We start from the raw sequence: 240 nt of genomic DNA, 5'->3' as shown, positions 1-240 counted from the left end.
CAGGACTCGGCGGCGGCGTTGGCCGCGTGGGACCGGATTATCGATCAGGTCAAGCCGGGCAGCCGGACCTGGGCGATCGCGATGGTCCGCAAGGGCGGCGCGAAATTTCGTATGGGGCAGATCGACGAGGCGGCTGCGACGATCCGCGCGGGTCTCGCCGTGCTACCCGCCAGCGACCCGTCGCTCGCCGAGGACCGGTTCGCCGCGCACATGAAGCTGGGCGGCATCGCCTCCACATCG

Annotated in this window: 1 protein-coding gene; it reads left to right on the top strand. The window is 70.4% G+C overall.

Annotation, left to right across the window (positions count from 1 at the left end; translation table 11 throughout):
• Positions 1 to 240: hypothetical protein (locus tag AC3II9_RS22420; RefSeq protein WP_489158977.1), on the top strand; the 240-nt coding region annotated here is incomplete at both ends.

Source organism: Lysinibacillus sp. RU7 (assembly GCF_057837305.1).
Note: the sequence above shows the minus strand (reverse complement) of the source record. Positions and strands in the feature narration are given on the sequence as shown.